The organism is Ramlibacter agri (genome assembly GCF_012927085.1).
GTDB lineage: Bacteria > Pseudomonadota > Gammaproteobacteria > Burkholderiales > Burkholderiaceae_C > Ramlibacter > Ramlibacter agri.
Genome location: NZ_JABBFX010000001.1, coordinates 3,591,814 through 3,606,676, shown reverse-complemented (window position 1 = coordinate 3,606,676; position 14,863 = coordinate 3,591,814). Strand labels below are relative to the sequence as shown.

Sequence of the window (14,863 nt, the reverse complement as noted above, 5' to 3'; positions counted from 1 at the left end):
TTCACGGATCCTCACGCATGTCACAGGGCGGGTATGGCAAAGTGGGCGGGCGATGAGCTACGACGTGAGCGTCACCCAGCAGCGCTTCTATACCCGTGTCGCGGTCACGGGCGAACCCACTTTCGACCAGCTGCTGGCGCTGGTGCACCTGCTGGGCGTGGACAGCGACAGCTGGAAGCACGACGTCCTGCTCGTGGACCTGCGCAAGGTGGCGACACCGTTCTCGAACGAGGAACAGTTCGCCATCGGCCAGGCGGCCGCCACCAGCCTGTCCCACATGCGCCGCATCGCCTCCGTCGTGCCCACCGACCGCATCACCCGCATCAGCGAGAAGGCGGCACGGCGCGACGGCACCAACGTGCTGGTCTTCGTCGACGAAAAGGAAGCCCTGGCCTGGCTGCAGGCGGACGACTAGTGCCCGCGCTTCAGCATCCGCAGGGTGTTGTCCATGTGCGGGAACACCGGGTTGCGGATGAAGTCTTCCTCGCCCTCGCGCCCGCTGAAGGGCTTGGCCAGCAGCGACACGTACAGGTAGGGCACGATGCTGCGCGCGCCCATGCCCCAGCGCTTGCCTTCGGGCATCAGCGGAGAGCGGTCGTCGGGGCGGGACTTGGACATGCGAAGGCGAAGAAGCAACTGGAGTTTGGCACAGATCGGCCACGACGGCGCAGTGCCCCGCCCTGCTGCTCAGGCAAGCGGGGAGCCCTTGACAGGCAAAGTTTCGCGCTCAGGCGCTGGTGAGCAGCAGGGCGATGCCCGTCCACAGCAGCAGCGACGCGCCTCCGGTGAGCCACCAGCCGAGGCCGCCGAACATCTCGGCATCGCATTCCAGGTCGAACCTCGACGCGGACCCTTGCACGGGCAGGTCGGCGGCTTCGCTCTCTTGTCGCATCGCGTTTCTCCCTCACCAGGCAAGCGGGCATCGTCGAAGCGCGCGCCCGGACGGCATGTCGGAAAGGTCCTGCGGGTCGCGTAGTCACCCGTCCCACTCGAGCCTTCCTGCATGCGCCGCGTGCGGCGCATGCCGACGCGGGCCTGCGGGTTCGGCCTACACGGCTGGACAGCGGGCCGGCCAAGCATGCCCTCTGTCCCAGGAGAAGCGCATGGCTGCCGAGAAGCTCACGATCGCGGTTCCGCTGCGGCGGCGCGAGGACCGCCGCGCGGCCGAACGCTTCGTGGCCAGCATGCCGGCCAGCGTGAACGGCGGCGAGGCGACGACGCAGGACCTCAGCGCGACCGGCCTGTCCTTCGTCGTCGACCGGCCCTACGCGCCCGGCGACCGCATCGAGGTCACGATCGAATACCTGCTCGACGGCCACCACTACCCGCTGCAATGCGAAGCGGAGGTCGTGCGCGTGCAAGAGGGCCCGCTGGGCTACACCATCGGCGCACGGCTGGCGCCGGCGTCGCAGCCGGCGGTGGCCGTCCCGTCCGAGCCGGAAGCGCGCCTGCGGCGAGCTACCTGAGCGCGCGGCGCGCTCACGTGCCCGACTGCACTGGCTCCTGCAGCGTGAAGAGGGGCGCCAGCAGGCGCGCGGCCACGCCGATGCGCGTGCCCTGCGCTTCCACCCGCACCACCTTGCCTTCGCACAGCAGCCGGTGCCGCTGGCCATACAGCTGGAACTCCACCGTGAGGTTCACCAGCGCGCCCAGCTCGTGCGGCACGTCGGTCTCGAAGTAGATGCCATTGGTGCTGATGTTGTGCGAGACCGCGCGCTCCCCATCCAGCCGGACCGGCAGGTGCGTGTCGAAACGCACCGCGGTCCGCTGCTCGCTCCCTTGCTGTTGCGATGGCTTGTCCATGTCGGTCCCAGGTCAGGTCATGGGAAACCGCCACCCTAGGGCGGCGGCGTGACCGGGTTCGTCGGCGCCCGGCACCGCACGGTGTCGGACGGCTCGGACGCCGCCCGGCGCGCGCCGCGGCGCCAGCGCACAATGGGGGCGCATGACCGAAGCCCCGCCCCGATGCACCTGCCCTGGCTGAACCCCGGCGATCCCTTTCCCGACACCGCACGCGCATGGGACCAGAAGCAACCGGCGCCCGGCTTGCTGGCCGCCGGCGGGTCGCTCGACGTGGACACGCTGGCACGCGCCTACGGCTCCGGCATCTTCCCCTGGTTCAGCGAGGGCCAGCCCATCCTGTGGTGGAGCACCGACCCGCGCATGGTGCTGTTCACGGGCGAATTCCGGCTGCACCGGTCGCTGCGCAAGACGATCCAGAAATTCGTGGAGGACCCGCGCTGCGAGGTGCGCTTCGACAGCGATTTCGACGGCGTCATCCGCGCCTGCGCCGGCAGCCCGCGGCCCGGCCAGTCGGGCACGTGGATCGTCCCCGCCATGGTCTCCGCCTACGAGGGCTTCCATGCCGCCGGCTTCGCGCACAGCGTGGAGACCTGGATCGATGGCGAGCTCGCCGGCGGCCTGTATTGCGTTGGCATCGGCCGCGCAGTGTTCGGCGAATCGATGTTCACGCGCGTGCCTGACGCCTCGAAGATCGCGCTGGCCGCACTGGTGGCGTGGTGCCGGCACGCGGGCATTGCGATGATCGACTGCCAGCAGAACACGCGCCACCTCGCCTCGCTGGGCGCGCGCGAGGTCGCGCGCCGGGATTTTGTGCAACAGGTGGGGCGGCAGGCACAACTTGCGTCCCCGCGCTGGCAGTTCGAACCCGTATACTGGAACGCACTCCTGCCGCACACTTCGAAAGCGTGACGCACCTCAAGGATCTTCCGCTCCAGACGCTGCAGTTCTATGCGACGGCGCCTTATCCTTGCAGCTACCTGCCGGGCAAGCAGGCCCGCTCGCAGGTCGCCACGCCCAGCCACCTGATCCACAACGACGCCTACTCGGACCTCGTGACCAGCGGGTTCCGCCGCAGCGGCATGTTCACCTACCGGCCGTATTGCGACGGCTGCCGCGCCTGCGTGCCGCTGCGCGTGCAGGCCGAACGCTTCAGCCCGAACCGCAGCCAGCGCCGGGCCTGGGCGCAGCACGAGAACCTGCAGGCGCGCGTGCTGCGGCTGTGCTTCGTGCCGGAGCACTACCAGCTGTACCTGCGCTACCAGACCGGCCGCCATGCCGGCGGCGGCATGGACCACGACAGCATCGACCAGTACACGCAGTTCCTGCTGCAGAGCCGGGTGAACTCGCGGCTGGTGGAGTTCCGCGAGCGGCCCACCGACAACGGGCTGCCAGGCGCGCTGCGCATGGTCTCCATCCTCGATGTGCTCAACGACGGCATCTCCGCCGTCTACACCTTCTACGAGCCCGACGCGGCGGCGAGCTATGGCACCTACAGCGTGCTGTGGCAGATCGACCAGGCCAAGCGCCTGCGGCTACCGCACGTTTACCTGGGCTACTGGATAGGCGAGAGCGACAAGATGAACTACAAGGCCCGCTTCAACCCGCACGAGGTGCTGGTCGACGGGAAGTGGGTCCCGGGTACCTGACCGTTCCGGCCGGTTTGGCCCTTGGCGATTTCACCCTGTAAAATCGCCGGGCCATGCGAAAAACCGACCCCCAGGCTGCGGCCACTCCGACCATCCAGGTGATCGAGCGCATGTTCGCGCTGATCGACGTGCTCGCCTCGCGCGAGGATGCGGTCTCCCTCAAGGAAATCAGCGAGAAGACGGGCCTGCACCCGTCGACCACCCACCGCATCCTCAACGACCTCGCCACCGGCCGTTTCGTCGACCGCCCCGAGGCCGGCAGCTACCGCCTGGGCATGCGCCTGCTGGAGCTGGGCAACCTGGTGAAGGCGCGCCTGAACGTGCGCGACGCCGCGCTGGCGCCCATGCGCGAGCTGCACAAGCAGATCCAGCAGCCGGTGAACCTGAGCGTGCGCCAGGGCGACGAGATCGTCTACGTCGAGCGGGCGTACAGCGAGCGCTCCGGCATGCAGGTGGTGCGCGCCATCGGCGGCCGTGCGCCGCTGCACCTCACTTCCACCGGCAAGCTGTTCCTGGCGGCGGACGACGCGCAGCGGGTGCGTGCCTATGCCACGCGCACGGGCCTGGCTGGCCACACCAAGAACAGCATCACGCAGTTGCCGGTGCTGGAGCGCGAGCTGGCCAAGGCGCGCCAGTACGGCATCGCCCGCGACAACGAGGAACTGGAGCTGGGCGTGCGCTGCATGGCCGCCGGCATCTACGACGACCAGGCCCGCCTGGTGGCCGGCCTGTCGATCTCCGCCCCGGCCGACCGGCTGGACGAAAGCTGGCTGTCCAAGCTGCAAGGGACCGCCAACGAAATCTCGACGGCACTGGGGCACAAGGCTTCGGCGCAGCGGATGGCTGCGTAAGGGTCAGGACATCCGGACGCAAAGGCCGCAAAAGGTACGCGAAAGACGCAAAAGAGAAAAAGCCCTTGAGGAGAAAATCCCAAGGGCTTTTTTTGCGACCTTTGCGTACTTTTGCGCCTTTTGCGTCCGGAAGTCCGCCTTCCGATTCAACTACTCACTTGCCGGACGACGGTAGCGCCGGGCATCTGCGTTTCGACCCACTTGCGCACGCGCTCGGCGTCGCCGATGCGGCTCAACTTGCCGGCGGAGTCGAGGAAGACCATGATCAGCTTGCGGCCGGCGATCTTGGCTTCCATCACCAGGCACTGGCCCGCTTCGTTGATGAAGCCGGTCTTCTGCAGGCCGATGTCCCACGCCGGGTTCTTCACCAGGCGGTTGGTCGTGTGGAATTCCATCATGCGGCTGCCGACGGCGACCTGGTGGCTGGGCGAGGTGGTGAACTCGCGCAGCAGCGGGTCACGCGCGGCGGTGCCGACGAGACGCGCCAGATCCTGCGCGCTCGACTGGTTCTTGCTGGAAAGGCCGGTGGGCTCGACGTACTTCGTGTCCTTCATGCCCAGCAACTGCGCCTTGGTGTTCATCGCATCGACGAAGGCGCTGAGGCCGCCGGGATAGGTGCGGCCCAGGGCGTGCGCAGCGCGGTTCTCGCTGGACATGAGCGCCAGGTGCATCAGCTCCTCGCGGCTCAGGGTGGTGCCCACGCGCAAGCGCGAAGAGCTGTGCTTTTCGGTGTCGACGTCGTCGTCGGTGATGGTGATCATCTCGTCCATCGGCAGCTTGGCCTCGGACATGACCAGGCCCGTCATCAGCTTGGTGAGCGACGCGATCGGCAGGACGGCGGAATCGTTCTTGCGCAGCAGGACTTCGTTGGTGTCCTGGTCCAGGACCAGGGCCACGCTGGACTTCAGGTCGAGGTCGTCGGAGGTCTGGTGCAGGCCGGCAAGCTGGCCATAGGAGGGCACGGCCGGCGCCAGGCGCACGACGGAGCGGCGGCTGGCCTTGACAACGGTGTTGCCGCGCGCGCCTGCCACGAAGGTCTTGCTCACGCGCGAGGACTTCGCGACCTCGCCGTGCTTCTTCTTGACGATATGCGTCTCTGCGTTCGCGCCCAGCGGAACGAGCGAGAGGGCCAGCAGGCTGACTGCAATGCTGTGGACGAATCGGTTCAAGGCGCGGACTCCGTAACGACGATCAGGTGTGCGATGGGCTTGACTGCTGAACGCACGACCTGGCTGCGCAGTGTACTTCGGGCTCCAAAACTTACACAAATCAAGCACTTAGGAAATTATCCTAAAGTCTCGATGCAGATTATCAGTAGTAACCCTTATCCCTGCGCCGCCACCCGGTCCGACTTGCTCTGCAACTTGTTGAGCGCGCTCAGGTAAGCCTTGGCCGAAGCGACCACGATATCGGGGTCCGCACCCACGCCATTGACCACCCGGCCGGAGTTCTGCAGCCGCACCGTCACCTCGCCCTGGCTCTCGGTGGAACCGCTGATGGCGTTGACCGAATACAACACCATCTCCGCCCCGCTCTTCACGAAGCTCTCGATCGCCTTCAGCGAAGCGTCCACCGGACCGTTGCCGTCGGAAGCGCCCCGCACCTCCTTGCCGTCGGCAGTGAACACCACCTCGGCATGGGGCCGCTCGCCGGTCTCGCTGTGCTGGCTGAGGGCCACGAAGCGGTAGGTTTCCTGCTCGTGCTGCTGCGCCTCCTCGCTCACCAGCGCCAGGATGTCCTCGTCGAAGATTTCGCTCTTGCGGTCGGCCAGTTCCTTGAACTTGGCGAAGGCGACGTTGACGTCGGCCTCGCTCTCCAGCTGCACGCCCAGGTCCTGCAGGCGCTGCTTGAACGCGTTGCGGCCCGACAGCTTGCCCAGCACGATCTTGTTGGCGCTCCAGCCCACGTCCTCGGCGCGCATGATCTCGTAGGTGTCGCGCGCCTTCAGCACGCCGTCCTGGTGGATGCCGGAAGCGTGCGCGAAGGCGTTCGCGCCCACCACGGCCTTGTTCGGCTGCACGACGAAGCCGGTGGTCTGGCTGACCATGCGGCTGGCCGGCACCAGGTGCTTCGCGTCGATGTTCACCTCGAGGTCGAAGTAGTCCTTGCGCGTCTTCACGGCCATCACGATCTCTTCCAGCGAGCAGTTGCCCGCCCGTTCACCGAGGCCGTTGATGGTGCATTCGACCTGCCGCGCGCCGCCGATCTTGACGCCGGCCAGCGAGTTGGCCACCGCCATGCCGAGGTCGTTGTGGCAGTGCACCGACCACACCGCCTTGTCGGCGTTGGGGATGCGCTCGCGCAAGGTCTTGAAGAAGTTGCCGTACAGCTCCGGCACGGCGTAGCCCACCGTGTCCGGCACATTGATCGTGGTCGCGCCCTCGGCGATCACCGTCTCCAGCACGCGGCAGAGGAAGTCGATGTCGCTGCGGTAGCCGTCCTCGGGCGAGAACTCGATGTCGCCGCACAGGTTGCGGGCGAAGCGCACCGACAGCTTGGCCTGCTCCAGCACCTGCTCCGGCGTCATCCGCAGCTTCTTCTCCATGTGCAGCGGCGAGGTGGCGATGAAGGTGTGGATGCGCGCCCGCTCGGCGCCCTTCAGCGCCTCGGCCGCGCGCGAGATGTCGCGGTCGTTGGCCCGCGCCAGCGAACAGACAGTCGACTCCCTGATGGCCTGCGCGATGGCGTGCACGGCCTCGAAGTCGCCGTTGGAGCTGGCCGCGAAGCCGGCCTCGATGACGTCCACCTTCAGGCGCTCGAGCTGGCGCGCGATGCGCAGCTTCTCGTCCTTGGTCATGGACGCGCCGGGCGACTGCTCGCCGTCGCGCAGGGTCGTGTCGAAAATGATCAGTTGGTCTGCCATGAGGACTCCTTCGCCGCCTCGACCAGGCCTGCACGCTGCAGGCCCGACACGATCGCCTTGAGCGAGGCGGACACGATGTTCGCGTCGCTGCCCACGCCGAACAGGGTGCGTTCGCCCACGCGGATTTCCAGGTAGGCGACGGCACGCGCATCGGCGCCGGCCGCGACGGCGTGCTCATGGTAGTCCAGCACGCGGATGGTTTCGCCCGTGGATTCCGAGAGGCCTTGCACGAAGGCGTCGATGGGGCCGTTGCCGGTGCCACGCACGGTGATCGACTCGTGGCCGATCTTCACGTCGGCGGCCAGGGTCAGCTGGTCGCTGCCCGATTCGGTCACCTGGTGGGTGACTTCGGCCTGCCCGACGCGGTACTCGCCCTGGAACAGGTTCCAGAGGTCCTGCGCGCTCAACTCCTTGCCTTCCTGGTCCATCACGCCCTGCACCACCTGGCTGAACTCGATCTGCAGGCGGCGCGGCAGCTCCAGCCCGTATTCGGCTTCCAGCAGGTAGCTGATGCCGCCCTTGCCCGACTGGCTGTTGACGCGGATGACCGCCTCGTAGCTGCGGCCCACGTCCTTGGGGTCGATGGGCAGGTAGGGCATGTCCCAGATGTCGGTTTCCTTGCGGGCGCCGAAGGCTTTCTTGATGGCGTCCTGGTGCGAACCGGAGAACGAGGTGTAGACCAGGTCGCCCACATACGGATGGCGCGGATGCACCGGCAGCTGGTTGCAGTGCTCCACGGTGCGGCGGATCTCGTCGATGTCGGAGAAGTCCAGGCCCGGGTTCACGCCCTGGCTGTAGAGATTCAGCGCGACGTTGACGATGTCGAGGTTGCCGGTGCGCTCGCCGTTGCCGAACAGGCAGCCTTCCAGGCGGTCGGCGCCGGCCATCACGGACAGTTCGGCGGTGGCGGTGCCGGTGCCTCGGTCGTTGTGCGGGTGCACCGACAGCACGACGGAATCGCGCCGCTCGATGTTGCGATGCATCCACTCGATCATGTCGGCGAAGATGTTGGGCGTGGACAGTTCCACCGTCGTCGGCAGGTTGACAATGCACTTGCGCGCCGGCGTCGGCTGCCAGACCGCGGTGACCGCGTCGACCACGCGCTTGGCGAAGGGCAGCTCGGTGCCGGAGAACATCTCGGGCGAGTACTCGAACATCCACTCGGTCTCGGGCTGCTGCGCGGCCAGTTCCTTGAACAGGCGGGCCTGCGAGGTGGCGAGTTCGACGATGCCGTCCTCGTCCAGGCCCAGCACCACGTTGCGCATCACCGGCGCGGTGGCGTTGTACAGGTGGACGATGGCGCGCCGGGCGCCCTTGAGCGATTCGAAGGTGCGGCGGATCAGCGGCTCGCGGGCCTGGGTCAGCACCTGGATGGTGACGTCGCGCGGAATGAGGTCTTCCTCGATCAGCTTGCGCACGAAGTCCCACTCGATCTGCGAAGACGAGGGGAAGCCCACCTCGATCTCCTTGAAGCCGATGTCGACCAGCGTCTCGAACATGCGCAGCTTGCGCTGGATGTCCATGGGCTCGATCAGCGCCTGGTTGCCGTCCCGCAGGTCCACGCTGCACCAGACCGGAGGCTCGGTCAGCACCGCGTCCGGCCACGTGCGGTCCTTCAGGCCGATCGGGGCGAACGGGCGGTACTTGCTGGCGGGGTTCTTCAACATCGGCATGTGCTTCTCGCTTATCGGTAAGTGGTAGGTGTACCGGCAGCCCCAAAAGAAAAACGGCCCGCTGCTGGTGCAAACGGGCCGTGATCCGGGAATTAATTGCGCGTGCGCGCTACCGTCTCCGCCCGTGGGGGATTAGCAGTAGGGCCAGCGCGATGCGGTTCATGACTTTCAATGTACCACAGGTTTGGCGCGGCGCAACATCAGGGTTTTCTAGCGATGCAGTCCGGACTCTTCCGGCTCGTCGGTCGACGTGCTGATGACGCTGGCACGCTGGCCGCGCGAGCGGCGCCAGGCGTAGACGCCGTAGCCCGAGAGGCCGTAGACGCAGAAGATCCCGAACAGCACCACCGGCGGGTGGATGGCGATGAAGGCGAAGCCCAGCGCGATCAGCACGATCACGACGAAGGGCACGCTCTTCTTCATGTGGATGTCCTTGAAGCTGTAGAACGGCACGTTGGTGACCATGGTGAGGCCGGCATACAGCTGCACGGCGAACATGACCCACATGACGTCGTAGGGCTTGACCTGGTATTCGTCCATCAGCCAGATGAAGCCGGTAACCAGCGCCGCGGCGGCCGGCGAAGGCAGGCCCTGGAAGTAGCGCTTGTCCACCGAGCCGGTGTTGACGTTGAAGCGCGCCAGGCGCAGCGCGGCGCAGGAGCAATAGACGAAGGCGGCGATCCAGCCCCAGCGGCCCAGGCCCTTCAGGGTCCACTCGTAGGCGATCAGCGCCGGCGCGGCGCCGAAGGAGACCATGTCGGAGAGCGAATCCATCTGCTCGCCGAAGGCGCTCTGGGTGTTGGTCATGCGGGCCACCCGCCCGTCCAGGCTGTCCAGCACCATGGCGCTGAAGACGCCGGCGGCCGCCATGTCGAAACGGCCGTTCATGGCCATGACGACCGCGTAGAAGCCGCCGAACAGCGCGGCCAGCGTGAACAGGTTGGGCAGGATGTAGATCCCCTTGCGGCGCTTGCGCACCACCACGCCCTCGGGAAGGTGTTCGTCCTCGTGTCCGTCGTGCATATTCCGAAAGTGTAAGGCCTCCCCTCGTCATCCCCGCGCAGGCGGGGAACCAGGGCTCCCAAAGAAAACGCCCGCTGTTGCGGGCGCTCCTCAAAGCTCCGGGTTCCCGCGTCGGCGGGAATGACGGAGCTTAGTTGCGGGTCTGGTCGACCAGCTTGTTCTTCTTGATCCAGGGCATCATCGCGCGCAGCTGCTCGCCCACCACCTCGATCTGGTGCTCGGCGTTCAGACGGCGGCGCGACAGCAGGGTCGGCGCGCCGGCGCGGTTTTCCAGGATGAAGCTCTTGGCGTATTCGCCGGTCTGGATGTCCTTCAGGACCTGCTTCATCACCTTCTTGGTCTCGTCGGTGATGACGCGCGGGCCCGTCACGTACTCGCCGTACTCCGCGTTGTTGGAGATCGAGTAGTTCATGTTCGCGATGCCGCCTTCGTAGATCAGGTCCACGATCAGCTTCAGCTCGTGCAGGCACTCGAAGTAGGCCATTTCGGGCGCGTAGCCGGCTTCCACCAGCGTCTCGAAGCCGGCCTTGATCAGTTCCACGGTGCCGCCGCACAGCACGGCCTGCTCGCCGAACAGGTCGGTCTCGGTCTCTTCGCGGAAGTTGGTCTCGATGATGCCGGCCTTGCCGCCGCCGTTGGCCATCGCGTACGACAGGGCCAGGTCACGGGCCTTGCCGGTCTTGTCCTGGTGCACCGCCACCAGGTGGGGCACGCCGCCGCCCTGGGTGTAGGTGTTGCGCACGGTGTGGCCGGGGGCCTTGGGCGCCACCATCCACACGTCGAGGTCGGCGCGCGGCTGGACCTGGCCATAGTGCACGTTGAAGCCGTGGGCGAAGGCGAGCGAGGCGCCCTGCTTGATGTTCGGCTCGACGTCGTTCTTGTAGACCGTGGCGATCTGCTCGTCGGGCAGCAGGATCATGACGACGTCGGCGGACTTCACGGCCTCGGCGACTTCGGCGACCTTCAGGCCGGCCTTCTCCACCTTGGGCCAGCTGGCGCCGCCCTTGCGCAGGCCGACGATGACCTTGACGCCGCTGTCGTTCAGGTTCTGCGCGTGGGCGTGGCCCTGCGAACCGTAGCCGATGATCGCGACCGTCTTGCCCTTGATCAGGCTGAGATCACAGTCCTTGTCGTAAAAAACCTTCATGGTTGCTCCTGGGTGAATCGGGTTGGGGTTGTGGGTGCGCGTCAGGCGCGCAGGATGCGTTCGCCGCGGCCGATGCCGCTGGCGCCGGTGCGCACCGTCTCGAGAATGGCGGTCCGGTCGATGGCGACCAGGAAGGCGTCGTTCTTGGACTGGTCGCCGGTGAGCTCGATGGTGTAGCTCTTGTCGGTGACGTCGATGATGCGGCCGCGGAAGATGTCCGCCATGCGCTTCATCTCCTCGCGCTCCTTGCCCACCGCGCGCACCTTCACCATCATGAGCTCGCGCTCGGTGTAGGCGCCTTCGGTGAGGTCGACCACCTTCACCACCTCGATGAGGCGGTTCAGGTGCTTGGTGATCTGCTCGATCACGTCGTCGGAGCCGGTGGTCTGGATGGTCATCCGCGACAGCGACGGGTCTTCCGTCGGCGCCACGGTGAGCGACTCGATGTTGTAGCCGCGGGCCGAAAACAGGCCCACCACGCGGGAGAGTGCGCCGGGCTCGTTCTCGAGCAGCACGGCAATGATGTGCTTCATATGCGATTCCTCTTTTCGCCGCCCTCCCCTGGCACCGGTAAGTGCCAGGCTCGGCGGTCAATAGATTCGTCTTTGAAATCGGACTTCCGGACGCCAAGGACGCGAAGGTCACGCAAAGGACGCAAAAGAAAACCAAAAAATGGATTTTCCTTGATGTCTTCTTTTGCGTCCTTTGCGAATCCTTTGCGCCCTTTGCGTCCGGAAGTTGGGTCCGGGGGTTAGAGGTCTTCCGACCCGAGCAGCATTTCCGTGATGCCTTGCCCCGCCTTCACCATCGGCCAGACGTTTTCGGTCGGGTCGGTGCGGAAGTCCATGAACACGGTGCGGTCCTTCAGCTTGCGCGCCTCGCGCAGCGCCGGCTCGACGTCCTCGGGGCGCTCGATCAGCATGCCCACGTGGCCATAGGCCTCGGCCAGCTTCACGAAGTTCGGCAGGGCGTCCATGTAGCTGTGGCTGTAGCGGCCCTCGTAATCGAGCTGCTGCCACTGGCGCACCATGCCCAGGTAGCGGTTGTTCAGCGCGCAGATCTTGATCGGCGTGTTGTACTGCAGGCAGGTCGAGAGTTCCTGGATGCACATCTGCACCGAGCCTTCGCCGGTGATGCAGAACACTTCCGCATCGGGCTTGGCCAGCTTGATGCCCATGGCGTAGGGAATGCCCACGCCCATGGTGCCCAGGCCGCCGCTGTTGATCCAGCGGCGCGGCTCGGGGAACTTGTAGAACTGCGCGGCCCACATCTGGTGCTGGCCGACGTCGGACGTGATGTAGGTCTCGGTGTCCTTCGTCAGGTTCCACAGCGTCTCGATCACGTGCTGCGGCTTGATGACGTCGCGGTTGTTGCGGTCGTAGCGCAGGCAGTCGCGCTTGCGCCACTCGGCGATCTGGTCCCACCAGCCGCCCAGCGCCGCCGGGTCCGGCTTCTGGCCGGCTTCCTTGACCTGGGCGATCAGTTCGTCGAGCACGTCCTTGACGTCGCCGACGATCGGGATGTCGACCTTGACGCGCTTGGAAATGCTGGAAGGATCCACGTCGATGTGGATGATCTTGCGCTCGGCCTGCGCGAAGTGCTTCGGGTTGCCGATCACGCGGTCGTCGAAGCGCGCGCCCACGGCCAGCAGCACGTCGCAGTTCTGCATGGCGTTGTTGGCCTCGATCGTGCCGTGCATGCCCAGCATGCCCAGGAACTGCGGGTCGGTGCCGGGCATCGTGCCCAGGCCCATCAGCGTGTTGGTGACGGGCACTCCGAGCATGCGCGCCAGCGTGCGCAGTTCCTCGGTGGCGTTGCCCAGCACCACGCCGCCGCCGGTGTAGATGTAGGGGCGCTTGGCCGCCAGCAGCAGCTGCACCGCCTTGCGGATCTGGCCGCCGTGGCCCTTGTGCACCGGCTTGTACGAGCGCAGCTCGATCTTGTCCGGGTAGCCGTTCCACTGCGTCTTGGCGAAGGAGATGTCCTTGGGCACGTCCACCACCACCGGGCCGGGACGGCCGCTGCGGGCGATGTGGAAGGCCTTCTTCATCACCTCGGCGAGCTGGCGCACGTCCTTCACCAGGAAGTTGTGCTTGACGATCGGGCGGGTGATGCCGACGGTGTCGCACTCCTGGAAGGCGTCCTGGCCGATGACCGTGCTGGGCACCTGCGCGGTGATCAGCACCACCGGGATCGAATCCATGTAGGCAGTGGCCAGGCCGGTCACCGCGTTGGTGACGCCGGGGCCGGAGGTCACCAGGCAGACGCCGACGTCGCCGGTGGCGCGGGCGTAGCCGTCAGCGGCATGCACGGCGGCCTGTTCGTGGCGCACCAGCACGTGCTGGATGGTGTCCTGCTTGTACATCGCATCGTAGATGTGCAGGGCAGCGCCGCCGGGGTAGCCCCAGACGTACTTGACGCTCTCGGCCTGGAGGCACTTGATGAGGATTTCCGCGCCGCGGAGGTCCTGGGAGTGGCCGGAAGAGGCTGCGGCCGCGGAGCTGAGCTCCGTCCTCGAGATTTCCATGATCAACCTTTAGGGTTTCGAAAACGAACCTTGGGGTGCCCCTTCGCCCACCCTCGTGAGGCGACGTCGGGACTTAGAGCCTCGGGCCATGGGCGGGCCGATTGCGCCGCCGGATCCGGACTCGTTTGCCTTTGACTTGCAGCCGCCATTATCGCACTGCAACAGAACCTTGCCCACATGCCCGGCCCTGCAATGCCATAATTTCCGGCTGTCCAGTCCCGGCCGCGTCCTGGCCCGGCGGACCCCCAACCCGTATTTCCACCAGCGCCCACGGATCCTTGGCAACCGACCGCGAACTCTCCGATTTCCTGCAGAGCGTGGAAAAGCGGGCCTTCAAGCGCACCGTGTACCACGTGCGCGAAGAGGAATCCGCCCTGGACATCGTGCAGGACAGCATGATGAAGCTGGCCGAGCACTATGGGGACAAGCCGCCCAACGAGCTGCCCATGCTGTTCCAGCGCATCCTGTCCAACTGCACGCTGGACTGGTTCCGCCGCCAGAAGACCCGCAACGCCCTGTTTTCCAACCTGAGCGACTTCGAATCCAGCTCCGAAGACGGGGGCGATTTCGATCTTCTTGAAACTTATTCCTCGCCGGAGCATTCTCAGCAGGTCGAGAGCGCGGAGGACGCGACACGGCGGGCCCAGGTCTTGCGTGAGATCGAAACCGAGATCATGGAGCTGCCCGCCCGTCAACGCGAAGCGTTTTTGATGCGTTACTGGGAGGACATGGACGTTGCCGAGACGGCGGCCGCCATGGGCTGCTCGGAAGGCAGTGTCAAAACGCACTGCTCACGGGCAGTTGCCGCCCTCAGCAAGGCACTGAAGGCAAAGGGAATACAACTATGACCAGCAACGACCCAATCAGCTCGCAGGCTGCGGACCGCTTCGGCCGCATGGTGGCGGCGCGCCTGGAAACCGGGGCGGACGCGCTGGACTACGAAGTGCGCGAAAGGCTGCGTGCCGCCCGCGTGCGGGCCCTGCAGGTCCGCAAACCGGTCGCCGAACACACGCCCATCCTGGTGGGTCGTGGCGGCGCCGCAACACTCGGCGAAGGCCTGAGCCTGTGGAACCGCATCGCTTCGGTGCTGCCGCTGCTCGTCCTGGCCGCCGGCCTGGTGACCATCCACGTGGTGCAGAACGACAAGCGCGCGGCGGAAATCGCCGAGGTCGATGCCGCCCTGCTGACCGACGACCTGCCGCCCGCCGCCTATGCGGATCCGGGCTTCGTCCAGTACCTCAAATCCGGCGGCGAATAAGGGCCACCGGAATGATGCCGCCAGCCCCGCGACCACGTAGACCCCGCCTGCCGCTCGCCCTCGCCGCGGCGG

Annotated in this window: 17 protein-coding genes; 7 read left to right on the top strand and 10 right to left on the bottom strand. The window is 66.3% G+C overall.

What is annotated here, in order from left to right:
• The first annotated feature begins 52 nt into the window (after nucleotides 1-52).
• Nucleotides 53-415 (top strand): SpoIIAA family protein, encoded by a 363-nt coding sequence (locus tag HHL11_RS17580; protein ID WP_169419644.1) that lies wholly within the window; start codon nucleotides 53-55, stop codon nucleotides 413-415.
• Here the strand turns inward: HHL11_RS17580 and HHL11_RS17575 are convergent.
• Entirely contained in the window at nucleotides 412-618 is a 207-nt protein-coding gene (locus HHL11_RS17575; RefSeq protein ID WP_169419642.1) for a hypothetical protein, read from the bottom strand. The two genes, HHL11_RS17580 and HHL11_RS17575, sit on opposite strands and share 4 nt — an antisense overlap.
• Nucleotides 619-727: 109 nt before the next feature.
• On the bottom strand, nucleotides 728-892 hold the full coding sequence (locus tag HHL11_RS17570; protein WP_169419640.1) for a hypothetical protein: 165 nt from the start codon (nucleotides 890-892) through the stop codon (nucleotides 728-730).
• A gap of 211 nt (nucleotides 893-1,103) precedes the next feature.
• On the opposite strand from HHL11_RS17570, the gene HHL11_RS17565 reads away from it, so the two are divergent.
• The gene (locus tag HHL11_RS17565; protein ID WP_169419638.1) at nucleotides 1,104-1,466 is read left to right on the top strand and encodes a PilZ domain-containing protein; all 363 of its coding nucleotides are present in this window, start codon (nucleotides 1,104-1,106) and stop codon (nucleotides 1,464-1,466) included.
• A 13-nt stretch (nucleotides 1,467-1,479) separates the two neighbouring features.
• On the opposite strand, the gene HHL11_RS17560 is transcribed toward HHL11_RS17565, so the two are convergent.
• On the bottom strand, nucleotides 1,480-1,803 hold the full coding sequence (locus tag HHL11_RS17560; RefSeq protein WP_169419637.1) for a PilZ domain-containing protein: 324 nt from the start codon (nucleotides 1,801-1,803) through the stop codon (nucleotides 1,480-1,482).
• 162 nt (nucleotides 1,804-1,965) lie between these two features.
• Here HHL11_RS17560 and aat point away from each other — a divergent pair, with 162 nt between their 5' ends.
• From aat to HHL11_RS17545, 3 genes are read left to right on the top strand one after another with little or no spacing between them, the layout of a single operon-like run.
• The gene (gene aat, locus HHL11_RS17555; RefSeq protein WP_169419635.1) at nucleotides 1,966-2,712 is read left to right on the top strand and encodes a leucyl/phenylalanyl-tRNA--protein transferase; all 747 of its coding nucleotides are present in this window, start codon (nucleotides 1,966-1,968) and stop codon (nucleotides 2,710-2,712) included.
• On the top strand, nucleotides 2,709-3,449 hold the full coding sequence (locus HHL11_RS17550) for an arginyltransferase (protein WP_169419634.1): 741 nt from the start codon (nucleotides 2,709-2,711) through the stop codon (nucleotides 3,447-3,449). The genes aat and HHL11_RS17550 overlap by 4 nt, the downstream gene beginning before the upstream one ends.
• A gap of 53 nt (nucleotides 3,450-3,502) precedes the next feature.
• Nucleotides 3,503-4,300: an IclR family transcriptional regulator gene (locus tag HHL11_RS17545; RefSeq protein ID WP_169419632.1), complete on the top strand. Its 798-nt coding sequence runs from the start codon at nucleotides 3,503-3,505 to the stop codon at nucleotides 4,298-4,300.
• A 146-nt stretch (nucleotides 4,301-4,446) separates the two neighbouring features.
• Here HHL11_RS17545 and pbpG read toward each other — a convergent pair whose 3' ends face one another.
• The 7 genes from pbpG to HHL11_RS17510 all read right to left on the bottom strand — a co-directional run bounded on the left by pbpG (nucleotide 4,447) and on the right by HHL11_RS17510 (nucleotide 13,533).
• Nucleotides 4,447-5,448 (bottom strand): D-alanyl-D-alanine endopeptidase, encoded by a 1,002-nt coding sequence (gene pbpG / locus HHL11_RS17540; RefSeq protein WP_425355212.1) that lies wholly within the window; start codon nucleotides 5,446-5,448, stop codon nucleotides 4,447-4,449.
• A gap of 176 nt (nucleotides 5,449-5,624) precedes the next feature.
• A complete protein-coding gene (locus tag HHL11_RS17535) occupies nucleotides 5,625-7,163 on the bottom strand; it encodes a 2-isopropylmalate synthase (protein ID WP_169419629.1) in 1,539 nt (512 codons plus the stop codon).
• The gene (gene leuA / locus HHL11_RS17530; RefSeq protein WP_169419627.1) at nucleotides 7,148-8,830 is read right to left on the bottom strand and encodes a 2-isopropylmalate synthase; all 1,683 of its coding nucleotides are present in this window, start codon (nucleotides 8,828-8,830) and stop codon (nucleotides 7,148-7,150) included. The genes HHL11_RS17535 and leuA overlap by 16 nt, the downstream gene beginning before the upstream one ends.
• Nucleotides 8,831-9,046: 216 nt before the next feature.
• Nucleotides 9,047-9,859: a CDP-diacylglycerol--serine O-phosphatidyltransferase gene (gene pssA / locus HHL11_RS17525; protein WP_169419626.1), complete on the bottom strand. Its 813-nt coding sequence runs from the start codon at nucleotides 9,857-9,859 to the stop codon at nucleotides 9,047-9,049.
• 130 nt (nucleotides 9,860-9,989) lie between these two features.
• Nucleotides 9,990-11,006, bottom strand: a complete 1,017-nt coding sequence (gene ilvC, locus HHL11_RS17520) for a ketol-acid reductoisomerase (protein WP_169419624.1) — start codon at nucleotides 11,004-11,006, stop codon at nucleotides 9,990-9,992.
• A gap of 41 nt (nucleotides 11,007-11,047) precedes the next feature.
• Entirely contained in the window at nucleotides 11,048-11,539 is a 492-nt protein-coding gene (gene ilvN / locus HHL11_RS17515; protein WP_169419622.1) for an acetolactate synthase small subunit, read from the bottom strand.
• 218 nt (nucleotides 11,540-11,757) lie between these two features.
• Nucleotides 11,758-13,533, bottom strand: coding sequence for an acetolactate synthase 3 catalytic subunit (locus tag HHL11_RS17510; RefSeq protein WP_169419620.1), 1,776 nt, complete (start codon nucleotides 13,531-13,533; stop codon nucleotides 11,758-11,760).
• 278 nt (nucleotides 13,534-13,811) lie between these two features.
• Here HHL11_RS17510 and HHL11_RS17505 point away from each other — a divergent pair, with 278 nt between their 5' ends.
• Nucleotides 13,812-14,381, top strand: coding sequence for an RNA polymerase sigma factor (locus tag HHL11_RS17505; RefSeq protein WP_169419619.1), 570 nt, complete (start codon nucleotides 13,812-13,814; stop codon nucleotides 14,379-14,381).
• Nucleotides 14,378-14,791, top strand: a complete 414-nt coding sequence (locus HHL11_RS17500; RefSeq protein WP_169419617.1) for a DUF3619 family protein — start codon at nucleotides 14,378-14,380, stop codon at nucleotides 14,789-14,791. The genes HHL11_RS17505 and HHL11_RS17500 overlap by 4 nt, the downstream gene beginning before the upstream one ends.
• The last annotated feature ends 72 nt before the right edge of the window (nucleotides 14,792-14,863 follow it).